The sequence below is a fragment of the Pseudonocardia aurantiaca genome (assembly GCF_039526725.1).
Classification (GTDB): domain Bacteria; phylum Actinomycetota; class Actinomycetes; order Mycobacteriales; family Pseudonocardiaceae; genus Pseudonocardia; species Pseudonocardia aurantiaca.
This window is the reverse complement of sequence record NZ_BAAAJG010000007.1, coordinates 50,118-63,003: the sequence shown is the minus strand read 5'-3', so window position 1 is coordinate 63,003 and position 12,886 is coordinate 50,118. Positions and strand designations below refer to the sequence as shown.

At 72.9% G+C, this 12,886-nt stretch carries 10 protein-coding genes; 3 read left to right on the top strand and 7 right to left on the bottom strand.

The features are described from left to right. Nucleotides 1-5: 5 nt before the first annotated feature. From ABD143_RS09410 to ABD143_RS09400, 3 genes are all read left to right on the top strand, one after another. The gene (locus ABD143_RS09410; RefSeq protein ID WP_343974357.1) at nt 6-1,229 is read left to right on the top strand and encodes a magnesium transporter MgtE N-terminal domain-containing protein; all 1,224 of its coding nucleotides are present in this window, start codon (nt 6-8) and stop codon (nt 1,227-1,229) included. 108 nt (nt 1,230-1,337) lie between these two features. Continuing rightward, nucleotides 1,338-1,565: a hypothetical protein gene (locus ABD143_RS09405; RefSeq protein WP_343974354.1), complete on the top strand. Its 228-nt coding sequence runs from the start codon at nt 1,338-1,340 to the stop codon at nt 1,563-1,565. Between the two features lie 104 nt (nt 1,566-1,669). Then, nucleotides 1,670-2,704, top strand: coding sequence for a magnesium and cobalt transport protein CorA (locus tag ABD143_RS09400; protein ID WP_343974351.1), 1,035 nt, complete (start codon nt 1,670-1,672; stop codon nt 2,702-2,704). Nucleotides 2,705-2,878: 174 nt separating this feature from the next. Here the strand turns inward: ABD143_RS09400 and ABD143_RS09395 are convergent, their stop codons facing one another. The 7 genes from ABD143_RS09395 to ABD143_RS09365 all read right to left on the bottom strand — a co-directional run bounded on the left by ABD143_RS09395 (nt 2,879) and on the right by ABD143_RS09365 (nt 12,845). Then, entirely contained in the window at nt 2,879-4,045 is a 1,167-nt protein-coding gene (locus ABD143_RS09395; protein WP_343974348.1) for a class I SAM-dependent methyltransferase, read from the bottom strand. A gap of 271 nt (nt 4,046-4,316) precedes the next feature. After that, on the bottom strand, nt 4,317-8,744 hold the full coding sequence (locus ABD143_RS09390) for a cation-translocating P-type ATPase (protein ID WP_343974345.1): 4,428 nt from the start codon (nt 8,742-8,744) through the stop codon (nt 4,317-4,319). Between the two features lie 119 nt (nt 8,745-8,863). Next, the gene (locus tag ABD143_RS09385) at nt 8,864-9,346 is read right to left on the bottom strand and encodes a hypothetical protein (protein WP_343974342.1); all 483 of its coding nucleotides are present in this window, start codon (nt 9,344-9,346) and stop codon (nt 8,864-8,866) included. A 164-nt stretch (nt 9,347-9,510) separates the two neighbouring features. Beyond that, complete coding sequence (locus ABD143_RS09380; protein WP_343974339.1) at nt 9,511-10,293, bottom strand: RluA family pseudouridine synthase; 783 nt, start codon at nt 10,291-10,293, stop codon at nt 9,511-9,513. Next, nucleotides 10,290-11,066 carry a DUF427 domain-containing protein gene (locus ABD143_RS09375; RefSeq protein WP_343974336.1) on the bottom strand — a complete coding sequence of 259 codons (777 nt, stop codon included), beginning with the start codon at nt 11,064-11,066 and terminating at the stop codon, nt 10,290-10,292. The genes ABD143_RS09380 and ABD143_RS09375 overlap by 4 nt, the downstream gene beginning before the upstream one ends. 47 nt (nt 11,067-11,113) lie before the next feature. Next, nucleotides 11,114-11,668, bottom strand: a complete 555-nt coding sequence (locus ABD143_RS09370; protein WP_343974334.1) for a YceI family protein — start codon at nt 11,666-11,668, stop codon at nt 11,114-11,116. A gap of 97 nt (nt 11,669-11,765) precedes the next feature. Beyond that, nucleotides 11,766-12,845 carry a TIGR03617 family F420-dependent LLM class oxidoreductase gene (locus ABD143_RS09365; RefSeq protein ID WP_343974331.1) on the bottom strand — a complete coding sequence of 360 codons (1,080 nt, stop codon included), beginning with the start codon at nt 12,843-12,845 and terminating at the stop codon, nt 11,766-11,768. Nucleotides 12,846-12,886: the final 41 nt, after the last annotated feature.

The window sequence follows — 12,886 nt, the reverse complement described above, 5'->3', positions numbered from 1 at the left end:
GCAAGATGAAGCGCAGGGACGCGACCTCCGATGACCTCGACCTGCGGGAGTTCGAACGCCGAGACGGTGGGGTGCTGCTGCACGCCGACATCCTCGGCCACCGGCTGATCGACATCCTCCGCGCCCGGCTGGTGCACGCCTACGACCTGGAACTCGCCCATACCCCGCAGGGCTGGGTGCTGGCCGGGGTGGACACCCGCCCGGCCTCCTGGTGGCGCCGCATCCTGGGCGTGGCCCGGCCCGCGCACGACCAGCACGACGGCGAGGACGGCCCGCAGGGCGGCGGGTGCCGGGACTGGAAGGCGTTCGAGGCGCTGATCGGGCACCAGCCCACCGTGCTGCTTCGCGCCCGGGCCGGTCGGGTGCGCCGACTCAAGCCACCGCAGATCGCCGACCTGCTCGAAGAGGCCTCCCGAGAGGAGCAGACCGAGCTGCTCCAGCAGGTGCACGCCGACCCCGAGCTCGAGGCCGACGTGTTCGAAGAGCTCGACGACGACCGCCAGTCCAGGCTGCTGCGCGACCGCCCCGACCCGGAGATCGCCGCCGTACTGGCCCGGATGCGCGCCGACGACGCGGCCGACGCCGTCGCCGACCTCCCCCAGGACCGCCGCAAGCCGGTGCTGGAACTGCTCCCCGCCGGGCAGCGCACCAAGGTCACCGCGTTGCTCAGCTACGACCCCACCAGCGCCGGCGGGCTGATGGGCCTGGACTTCCTCGCCCTGCCCCGCAACGGCACCGCCGCCGCCGCCCTCGAACGGGTCCGCACCTCCCGGACGCTGCAACCCGAGGCGCTGACCACCGTGTTCAGCCTCAACGACCACGGCAAGCTACGCGGCGCCATCAACCTGGTCGCGCTCATCCAGGCCGACCCCGGCACCCGGCTGCGAGAGGTCACCGAACCCGACCCGGTCCGGGTCCACCCCGACGCCGACCTGGTCGACATCACCGTGTTGATGACCGACTACAACCTGCTCAACCTCCCGGTCGTCGACGAGGACGACCACCTCATCGGCGTGATCACCGTCGACGACGTGCTCGAGTCCTCCATCCCGCGCAACTGGCGGCGCCGCGAACCCGCACCCCACCCCGACACGGCCGACGACCCGACCGATACCGAGACCGAGCAGCCGCCGAACGACCACCCCGCGCCCCCGACCGGCAACGGCGTGACCCCTCGCCATCATCGGCGTCGGTCTGGGCCATCCAGTTCCGCAGACACGAATCGCTGATCGAGAGCTGTTTCACCAACGCCGAGTACGTGCGCCTACCCGACCGGGCTCCGGTCCTCCGCGACCTTCTCAGCAGAGTTTCAGCGGGTTGCTGAAGACTCCGCGGCGATGAGTGCACTCCCGGATTTTGAGGACGACCCGCCGGGTTGCGGTATCGAGGGGTGGTCGGCTGCCCGCCTGGCCCCGCTGGTCGAGCCGTTGGGGTACCGGCTGCACACCGCGATCGGCGAGGCCGGGGGCGACCCGGGCGGAGTCACTGCCGTCGTCGCCGTCAGCCTCGGCGACGTCCGCAGCATCTCGGACACCGCATCGCCGTTCGCACCCGGACCGGGCTGACCTCGACGATCGGGTCACGCCGACGACCACGTTCCGTCGGCCGGACCCCCACCAAGCGCCGCCGTGGCAAAGCGGCCCAGGACAACAACCAGGCAGGAGCTCGCATGTCGGTGGTCGACAACGCGATCTACATCGATGGCCATCGGGCGGTCGTCCCCGACTCTCTCGACAACACGTTCGAGGAACTGCGTGCCTGCCCCACCGGCGGCCACAGCTTCTGCTGGATCGGGTTGCTGCGACCGAGCAAGGACGAGATCCGCGCGGTCGCCCACGAGTTCGAGCTGCATCCACTGGCCGTTGAGGACACCGTCTCCGCCCACCAGCGGCCGAAGTTGGAGCGCTACGGCGATCTGCTCTTCGTGGTGTTGCGCCCGGCCCGCTACGTCGACCCGGTCGAAGTGGTCGAGCTCGGCGAGGTGCATCTCTTCATCGGACCGAACTTCGTGATCACCGTCCGGCACGCCGCCGAGCCCGACCTCGGGAGGGTTCGACGTCGCCTCGAGAGCGACCCGGATCTGCTCGACAACGGACCGCACGCGGTGCTCTACGCCGTGCTCGACGAGATCGTCGACGGCTACGCGCCGGTACTGGACGGGCTGCAGAACGACGTCGACGAAATCCAGGTGCAGGTCTTCGACGGCGACCCCCACGTCTCGAAGCGGGTCTATCAGCTCACCCGCGAGGTGATCGAGTTCCAGCGAGCTGTCGAGCCGCTTGGCGACCTGCTCGCCGAGCTGCGAGCCCTTCTGCAGGAACGCGCCAGCGACGCCGATCTAGAACTGCGCCGCGCCCTTCGCGACGTCGCCGACCACGCCACCCGCGCCCGGGAACGGATCGAAGCCTTCCGCGACCTTCTCGCCAACATCCTCACCGTCAACGCCACGCTCGTCGCACAACGGCAGAACGAAGAGATGGCGCGCCTGACCGAAGCAGGCTACCTGCAGAACGAGCAGGTCAAACGCATCTCGTCATGGGCAGCAATACTGTTCGCCCCGACGTTGGTCGCCTCGGTTTACGGCATGAACTTCGACCACATGCCCGAGCTGGGCTGGCAACTCGGCTACCCCTTCGCGCTGCTGCTGATGGTCCTGCTCGGCGTCAGCCTCTACGTGATCTTCAAAAGGCGCGGCTGGCTGTGAACCGACACCCCACCGGGTTGAACCGCGGCGTTGACGCCCGGGGTGATGGCACGGCGGCCCATCTGGCCTGGAATGTCAGCTTCGCGAGGTGTGCAGATTCTGGCCGACGCGCGACTCGCGCACCCTTTCCCAGCGACTCGCGCACACTTTGCAGCGACTCGCGCGGGGGTGGCGTTATGCCGTGTCGGGCGTCACGCACACGAAGCCCCATGGCTGGTCGCGGACTCGGGTCATCACCAGCGTCGCCCGCCGCGAGCCGCTGAGCTTGAGCCGGCGGTGCAGCGCGTCGACGTCACCTGCGAGGCCGCGGCGGCGGATGTCCACCGCGCCGACGTCGAGCGCGCGCAGTTTCTGGGGCAACCGCTTCTGGTTCCACGGCGCGGAGTCGATCACCCGCAGCGTGCGCGCGAACGGCGTGCTCACCGGCTCGTCGGCCGAGAGGAACGCGATGCGGTCGTCGATCTTCCAGGCCCCGACGCGGCGGGCCAGCTCCTCCACCACCCCCGCCCGCGTGACGGCAGGGTCCGGGTCCAGCAGGAAAGCACCGGGTTCCCGGACGGGCACCGGATCACCGCGCGTGTCGACGAGCGTGTGCCCGCCCGGCAGGAGGGTGGCCCGCGCGCGGGCCGTCGCGAGGGCCGGTGACCAGGCCGCCGCCTCCTTGAGGTCACGGTCCACCGACACGAACTCGAGCTCCCACCCGGACGGCACGTCGTCGTGCGGGATGCCGGGCGCGGCCTTGACGCCGACCGCGGCGACCCGCTCGGCGAGGTCGACGCACCATTCCAGTGGCGGCTCGCTCTCCCCGGTACGCATCCGGCCGCGGGGCGAGCGGCGGGCCGGGTCGATGAACACCGCGTCGACCGACTCGATCGCGGCCGCGCGCACGTCGGCGTCGAGGGTCGAGACGGCGTCGCCCAGTCCGTACGCGCGCGCGTTCTGCTCGGCCATCCAGAGGTGCACCGGGTCGCGGTCGACCGCGAGCACGCGGCTGCCGCCGGCGAGCGCGAGGAGGTCGCCGCCGATCCCACAACACAGGTCGGCGACACTCTCCGCGCCGACGTACCGGGCGGCCCGGTGCCGCGCGACGACCTCGGCGGACGCCTGCTCCAGCCCCGGGCGCGTGAAGAACATGTCCTGTGCCTGGGCGAACTTGGCCGCGGCGCGCATCCGCAGCTCCTGCTGCCCCATGGCGTCGGCCACGAGTTGGGCCGGGTAGCGCGCCCGCAGCTCCGTGCCCAGGCGCAGGGCATCGGGCCCGGTGACGTCCTGCCCGCGCAGGAACTCGAGGATCTCCTGGCCCTCAGGCGCGAGCAGGGCCCGAAGCCGGTCGGTCGTCATCACCGACGACCCTATCCGCGCCCCTCGAGGCACACGTACGGGAGAGCAGTGGTCAGGCGGCCGCCGGTCGCAGCGCACCCCACACGGACCGCACCAGCTTGATCGCCAGGCGCTCGAGCAGGGCCGCGGCCACCGTCACGAGCACGGCCGTCACGAAGTTGCCCATGGTCATCCACCTCTCACCGTTCGTCCTGGACACGATGACGACCAGCGGTGGCCGGGCGGGGCGGCACGGCTGGCCCGGGGGTGACCGGAAGATGACGAACTGGGTTCAGCGGGCGAGCACCCGCTGGCCGCCGACCTGGGCCGCGGTCGCTGCCGCGGCCGCCGACAGCGCGAGCAGCCACTGGTGGGGCAGCAACGGGACGCAGCCCACCACCCGGCTGATCCCGGGCACCTGCACCACGACGGCGAGCAGGACGAACGATCCGGCCGCCGCGGCGGTCACGAGGGGGGTCCGCCCCCGCACCGCGAGCGTCTGCGCGAGCTGCGCCCCGATCAGCGCGACGAGCCCCGTCGTGCTGGCCTGAGCTGCCGTACTGACCGGGCGCGCGAGGAGCCACGCGCCGGCGGCGGAGGTGGCCGTCGTCGCGGCCCGCAGCCGGATGTCGCGGGTCAGCGCCGCGCCGAGCGAACCCTCCGGGCCCTCGGCCAGCAGCTTCTCCGGCGTGAGGTCCGGTGGCGGCCGGACGGCGACGGCCATCGCCGGCAGGATGTCGGTGAGCAGGTTGATCAGCAGGAGCTGCCGGGCGTTCAGCACGACACCGCCGCCCAGCACGCCGGTGGCGAGGGTGTAGGTGATCTCCCCGAGGTTCCCGCCGAGAAGGATCGAGAGCGCCTCCCGGACCGACGCCCACATGCCCCGGCCCTCGATGATGGAGTCGGTGATCGTCTCGATCCGATCGTCGGTGATCACCAGGTCCGCCGCCTCCCGGGCAGCGGGAGTGGCCCGGGCTCCGAGGGCGATCCCGACGTCGGCGAGGCGGATCGCGGGTGCGTCGTTGGTGCCGTCGCCGGTGACGGCCACGGCGGCTCCCGTCCGTTGAAGCACCTGCACGACCCTGGCCTTCTGGGCCGGCGTGACACGTGCGAACACGGCCGTGCGCGGCAGCAGCTCGGCCAGGTGGTCGTCGTCCACGTCGTCGAGCTCGGCGCCGGTGACGACACCCTTGCCGTTGAGCGCGTCCAGCTCCGCCGCGATGGACTCGGCCGTGCTCGGGTGGTCCCCGGTGATCATGATGACCTGGACGCCGGCCGCGCGGAGCGTGGCGACGGACGATGCCGCGGTCGGGCGGACCGGGTCGGCCAGCGCCACCAGCCCGCGCAGCTCCAGCCCGCTCACGTCGGCGCCGGCGAGGTCGGTCGCGGCGAGGCCGGTCGCGGCGAGGTCGGTCGAATCGGCGACGCGGCGCTCGGCGACGGCGAGGACCCGGTGCCCCTGACGCGCGAGCCGGTCGATCTCGGCCTCGACGGCTGCGCGGGCCGCTTCGTCGAACGGGACGGTCTCCCGGCCCCGGCGCCGGCTCGTGCACAGCGGCAGTACGACCTCGGGGGCTCCCTTGACACTCACGTGAGAGCCGTCCGGCCCGCGCCACAGGGTGGCGTGGTAGCCGCGGTTGGACTCGAACGGCAGGTCGTCGAGGTGCTCGACGCCGTCCTCGCCGAGATCCGCCCGCACGCCCAGCCGCTCGGCGCCGCGCAGCACCGCGAGGTCGGTCTGGTGCGACACCTGCCCGCCGTCGAGGTGGAACGGGCTCGCGCGCACGGCAGCGGCGAGAACCTCACGCAGCCGGTCCGGGAGCGGGCCGTCCACCGGCCTCGTGTCCACGCCGTCCGACGCGCCCCGCAGCGTGATGCGGCCCTCGGTGAGGGTGCCGGTCTTGTCGAAGCAGAGCACGTCGACGCGGCCGAGGGCCTCGATGATGGGCGGGTTCCGGACGAGCGCCCCGCGGGCGGAGAGCCTGCGGGCCGCCGCCAGCTCCGCCACGGTCGCGACGAACGGCAGCCCCTCCGGCACCGCCGCGACGGCGAGGCTGACGGCCCGCCCCAGCGCCTGTGCCATCGGGCGGGCCCGCACCAGGTCGATCACCGCGAGCGCCACACCGGCCCCCAGCGAGATCGGCAGGATCTGCACCGTCAGCTGGTGCAGCCGCACCTCGACGCCGGTGGGTGGCGCCTCCTCCTGGAGGTGCGCGGTGCGGCCGGCCTCCGAGCGGTCGCCGGTCGCGACGACAACCGCCTCGGCCCGTCCCGCTCCGACGAGCGAGCCCTCGTAGAGCATGGAGTGCCGGTCGGCCAGGTCGCGCGCGCTCGTCGCCCGGACCGCCTTCACGACCAGCGCGGACTCGCCGGTGAGCGACGACTCGTCGACCTCGAGGCCGTGCGCGGAGAGCAGCCTGCAGTCCGCCGGCACGGCGTCGCCGGCGTGCAGGGCGATCACGTCACCCGCGACGAGCTCCCCGCTCCGCCTGCTCACCTCGGCCCCGTCGCGGCGCACCCGGATCGGGACGGCGGCGCTCGAGCGCAGCGTGCGCAATGCCCGCTGGGCCCCGAGCCGCTGCACACCCCCGATGAACGCGTTGACGACCAGCACGAACGTGATCAGCAGCGGGTCGAGCAGCGAACCCATGCCCGCCGAGACGCCCGCGCCCGCCGCGAGGGCGGGTGTCATGGGGTTGGCCAACTCCTCCATCGAGGCTCGCCCGAGGCCGACCTCGTCGCCGGCCGCCGGCGCAGCTGCGTCCCGCTGCCGCCGCACGGACTCGGACTCGCTGAGCCCCGCCCGGCTCGTCTTCAGCGACTCCAGCACGGCCCGGGGTGACATGGCGTGCCACGGCGTCCGCTCGGCAGGCGGGGGCGGGGGCCGGCGGGCGAGCGCCATCGCCGACCACGTCCCGTACCCCAGCCCGAGCAGCCCGGAGATCTGCACGGGGATGGACGCCCGCGTGACGGCACCCGGCGGCGGCCCCATCAGGGCGAGCAGCCCTCCGAGGGCCGAGCCAGCGAGGGCGAGCTGGGCGCTCCGCCTGCTGACGTCGTGGGCCGCGGTGACGGCGTCGAGCAGCAGGCAGACCTCGCCCGCACCCCGCACCAGGACATCCGCACTCCAGGCCGGGGCCGCGCGCGGCCGGGCCAGCCCGATGCCGACGTCCGCCGCCGCGAGCGCATCCTCGTGCGTGGCGGCCACGAGCGCGACCACGTGGCCGGTCCGCTGCAGCTCGCGGACCGACTCCGCCAGCGCCCGGCCGCCCCGGACGGTGCCGTCCGTGCCGAGCCGCCGGTCCAGCTCCGCGGAGCCGCCGATCAGCACCAGCCCCGCCCGGCTCGCGGCCGCAGCCACCGCCTCGGCGAACGGGTCCAGCTCCTCGGACACACCGACGAGCGCGACCATCCGGGATCCGTGCCGCAGCGCCAGCACAGCGGTCGACCGCGCGGCGATCTCACCCGCGCGGCTCCGCAGGTCCGGCGGGAGGACGTCCGGGAGCTCGTCCGGCACGGCTCGGAGCGGTTCGGCCGACCAGCCGTCCCACTCGCGCCTGCGCCGCGGCCTGCGCGGGTCGACGAGGTCGTGGACGCGTTCGACGAGCGCGGAGAGGTCGGGTTCCGACCCGAGCGGCAGCACGTCGCCGACGACCTGACGGCCGGTCCGCAAGACGTCGGCGTCGAGCACGACCGTGTCGGTGCGGTCGAGCCTACGCAGCGCCGCCCGGTCGAGGACCAGGCAGCCGCGCCGCCCCGCGTCGCGATCGAGCTGGGCGGCGAAGCACTCCCGTCCGCCGCGCGCCGCCCTGGGCGTCGCGGCGACGACGGCGGCACTCGCGAGCGGCGCACCGCCGAGGGCCAGCAGCGCGGCCGCCCCACCCAGCGCGGCCAGCGCGGAGCCTTCCGTCACCCGCTCAACCGGCCCTGACGGGAGCCCGGCCGGCCGGGGCACGCGGGAGCGGGGCCGCACCCGGTACGCGCCCTCGTGCTCGGCCAGCGCCGCCTCCCAACGCCCCCATGCCCGCCGCCGGGACACCTCCTCCTGCAAGACGCTGTACTGCTGGCAGGCGTCCACGAGAAGGCCGAGCGGCCGCCGGGCAGCCGTGTTGACGAGCGCTCCCGTCGCCGTGAGCAGCATGTGCGTCGCCGGCTCCCCCATCGCCGCTGTGAGCAGCGAGCGCACCCGCGGTGTCGCGTCCGCGAGCGCGAGTACGGCCGCCGGGAGCGCCAGCGGGACCGGCACGGGCAGCGCGCGGGTGACGGTGGTGACGGCGAGGCCCGACACCTCGAGCGCCAGCAGTGCCGCGTGCCGCAGCGCGGTGCCCGCCGCGGCGGGGTGGGACCGGCTCGCGGGCGCCCACTCCGCGGCGCCCAGCCCGCACTCCCGCTCAGCCTCCCGGACGATCCGGACGACCTCGTCGGCCCCGAGCCGCTCATGGTCGACGGCCACCATCACATGGCAGAGCTCAGCGTTCACCTCGGCACGGTCCACGCCCTCTTGGGCGGCGATCAGCTCCTCCAGCCGTTCGCCGGCGGGCGCCGCGCCCACGGCGTGCACGCCGCGCACCGGCACGTGCACCCGTCCGGGGGTCGCCCAGGTGGCCCCCGATGCGGCGGCCGTGACCAGCTCGGCCACTCCCGACACCACTCCCAGCGCTCCGCCGACCGCCCCTCCTACCGCGTGCGCGGCAAGCCGGAGGACCCGCTGCACAGCCATGCGCCTTCCCCAAGGTGCGATCGAGCGGGCACGCCAGGCGGCAGCCCGCGACGGACGGCGTCGACGGCGCTACGAGAGGCGCCGCGAAACCTGCCGGGTCCTACCCGGCGCGACCTGGCCTACGTGGTCGTGCCCGACCCCGCGGGCTCGGCGCGGGTCTCGGCCTGGGCCGGCACGGACTCCGACCCGCCGCGTGGCTCCGGGTTGGCCGCTCCCTTGCTGGCCAGGGCCGTCCCGACGCCGATAGCCGCGGCCACCGGCCACTCGATCGCGCCGATCACCGCCGTGACGGCGAGGCCCCCGTAGAACAGCGCGGCGCCCTTCGAAGGCAGGAGCGACTGGACGCCGCGTGCGGCACCCGACAGGTCGTCGCGCCCCGGCATGTGCAATTCAGGCGCGCGGAACTGGGCCGTCATGAACGGGAGGTTCAGGGTCGCCGACCGGCGCCCTTCGGCCGAGCCTTCCGCCGGACTCGACGGGCCGACGTCCTGGGTGAGCGTGCCGCCACCCTGGTTCTGGGCCTCACCACTCGTCTGGGGCTGGGCCTCGCCACCGGCGCCGGGCCGCCCCGGCGGTTCCGTGCTCCGTGGCTTGCCTGCCATCACTCACCTCGCTCCGCGGTCCTGTCCGTCTGTCGGGCGAACAACCGTAAGGACGAGACCCGAATGGTTACAAGCAGGCAAACGGGCGGCGACGAATTCGGCATCGACGCGGCCAGCCGGGGGACACTCGCCCGCGCCCCATCAGGCGGCCGCGGCGGCGGCGGTCAGAGCGCCGACAGGCTGCGCCAGACCGGCTCGGCGAGCGCCGAGACGTCGGCACCGGCGAACTCGGGGCCCGGGTCGGCGGTGTACTCCGCCTGCCCGTCCGTCCACGGCACGTCGAGCCCGAGCCGCCACGAGTGCAGGTATGTGCGCTCGGCGTCCGCGTGCCCGCTGGTGGCGGCGAACAGCGGGTCGCCGAGGATCGGGGAGCCGGTCCAGGCGAGGTGCACGCGGATCTGGTGCCGCCTGCCCGTCACCGGGTTCGCCAGCAGCACGGTGGTCTCGTCGCTCTCGTCGAGTCGGTGGAGATGCGTCACCGAGGGGTAGACGGACTTGCCGCTCGTGACGTCGGCGTCGGGCAGGCGCCACGTGGCCGACGCGTCGTCGAAGGTGATGCGGTCGCGCGGCCCGGCGATCCGCACGGTGTTCTTCCGGCCCACCGTGAGCGGGAGGTCCACGGTGAACCGTTCGGGCAGCCCCGTGGCGCGCACGACCGCGATGTAGGCCTTGCTGACCGTGCGTGCGGCGAACTGCCTGGTCAGCGGGCCATGGGCGGCGGTGTTGCGGGCCAGCAGCACGACCCCGGACGTGACTTTGTCGATCCGGTGTACCGGCATCAGGCGCTCGCCCGCCTCGCGCGCCAGCTCGACGACGTCCGTGTCGTGTCGCTCGCCGGTGACCGACAGCCCGGGTGGCTTGTCCAGCACGATCGCGTCGGCGTTCTCGAACAGCACGCGGTCACGCCTCAGCTCGGGCCATGACCAGCGCTGCGCCAGGGTCGTCATCGGGAGAAGTGTGTCACCGGCCGGTCGAGCCGCTCACCGCCGAGCACGACGTCGACCTTCTCGTTGTAGAAGGCGACCATTCCGGCGATCGGCTGGAGCGCACGCGTGGGGAAGTCGTAGGCCCATGCGAGGTCCTGATGCAGCGTGTCGCCGATCCGCACCGACCAGTACGCACTGGTCCGGCCCTTGTACGGGCACGCAGTGACGGTCGTGCTCGGCTCCAGGTGCTCGAAGCGCACGGCCGTGCGGTCGACGTAGTAGCGGGTGGGGAGGCCGGTCTCGAACACCATCACCGGCGACGGCGAGTCGGCGAGCACCACCCCGTCGAGCTCGATCCGCACCGGGCGGGTGGAGCGCAGCGCGTCGACGCGCGCGTAGGGGTTGCGCGGGTGGACGAAGACCTCCTCGTCCTCCTCGTACCAGGAGTCGAGCGCGGCCCAGTCGAAGCGCACGGTGCCCACCAGCCCGTCCGCCGAGCCCTCCACGTGGACACGCGCGACTCCGGGCCGTTCGACGTCGCCGACGCGCAGCCCGTGCCGCTGGGCGGGGCCCCGGCGCAACTGCTGGACATGATGCTCGTCCACCAGGACGCCGGGGGCCACGTCCGCCAGCGGGATGTAGTACTGCGGGTAGTTCGTCCACTCCCAGACGTAGAGCGCCCGAGTGGTGTCCAGCACGACCTCGCCTGCCAGCACCGCGCGGATCCGCCGAGGTACCGGCTCGATCCTGCCGGGCGCCGCGATCGACTCGGGATAGTCACGCGAACCGCTCACGCGGTCCACGGTAGTCCGGGTGGGGCGGCCGGCGAGCCGGGAAGAGGTCAGGCGGCCTTGATCGCCGAGATCTCGAACTCCAGGTCGATCTTGTCGCTGACGAGCACGCCGCCTGTGTCGAGCGCGGCGTTCCAGGTGATGCCGAAGTCCTTGCGGCTGATCGAGACCGAGCCCTCGAACCCGACGCGGGCGTTGCCGAACGGGTCAGTGGCCGAGCCCTCGTACTCGAAGTCGACGGAGACCGGGCGCGTGACGCCCCGGACGGTCAGGTCACCCGTCACGCGGAAGGTCGAGTCGCTCAAATGCTCCACGGACGTGGAGGTGAAGGTGATCGTCGGGTGCTCGTCGAGCAGCAAGAAGTCGTTGCCGCGCAGGTGCCCGTCCCGCTGCTCGTTGCGGGTGTCGATGCTCCCGGCCTGGATCGTCACCGCGACGTTCCATGAGTGCGGGTCGGACGTCGGGAGATTGGCGGTGCCCTCGAACTCGTTGAACGCGCCGCGGACCTTGGTGACCATGGCGTGGCGGGCGGAGAAACCGATCCGGCTGTGTGCGGCGTCGAGCGTGTAGGTCCCGACGAGCTCGTCGGCGAGTGCGGTGGTCATGTGTGTCCTCCTCGAGCAATGTTGCGCTGTCACACAGATCATTGCCCGTTCACATAAATAGTCAAGCTGCTGAGGAGGGCATCACATCCGGCCGATCTCAGGGACGAGCCGCTTGCGCCGCCCGGAACCGAGAGTAGGCCGGGACGAGGTCGCGGGGGCTGCCACCGGAGTACTGGTACAGCGCGATGCTGGTGGCCAGGTGGCCGAACCGTTGCTGCAGCTTGACGCCGATCTCCGCGGGCTCACCCACCACGGCGAACGCGTCGAGCACGGTGTCGTCGACGAGCGCGGGCATCTCCGTCCAGCGACCCTGCGCCGCCAGAAGCTGCATCTCGTCGCGCACCGCGCCGAGGCCCTCGCCCTCGAGGATCCCCGAGTACGTCGGGATCGCCGCGTACTTGGCGATCTGCTCCTTGGCGAACCGCACGGACGCCGCGAACTCCTCCTCGGTGGCTCCGGTGACCACGATCGGGGTCACGTGCAGCGCGAACCCCTCCATCGTCCGGCCCGCCGCGGCCCGCCCCCGCCGCAGCAGCGGCAACGCGGTCGACTCCAGGTACCGGCGCGTGGCGATCGTGTGGGCGAGGTACCCGTCGGCAACCTCGCCCGCCACCGCCGTCATCAGCTCGCCGACCCCCGCGAGCATGATCGGCGGGTTGCCGTGCGGGTTCGGGCCGGGATCGAAGAACGGGTCCATCAAGGTGTGCCGGTAGAACTCCCCGCGGAACCGGAGGCGTTCCCCGGTCTCGAACGCCCGCCAGATCGCGCGCACGGCCAGCACGAACTCGCGCATCCGGGCGGCCGGGTTCGACCACGGCATCCCGAAACGCCGGGTGATGTGGGTCTTCATCTGTGACCCGAGACCGAGCCCGAACCGGCCGCCGGACAGCAACTGGAGGTCGTTCGCCGCCACCGCGACCGTCATCGGGTTACGGGCGAACGCCACCGCGAGCCCGGTGTTGACGCTGACGCGGCTCGTCAAGGCGGCGGCCACGGCGAGCCCGACGAACGGGTCGTGTTTGGTCTCGGCCATCCACAGCGAGTCGATGCCGAGCTCCTCGACGTCCGCGGCGACCGCTGCCAGCTCCGTCGGGGAGATGGCCACGGTGTGGTAGCCGAGCGCGATCTCGGTGCCGAAGTGCGTTAGCGGGTCCGTGCCCTGGGCCGTCGCCGTCATGTTGCCGATGACAACATGCGCCGGGGGCAGATAGCCATGTC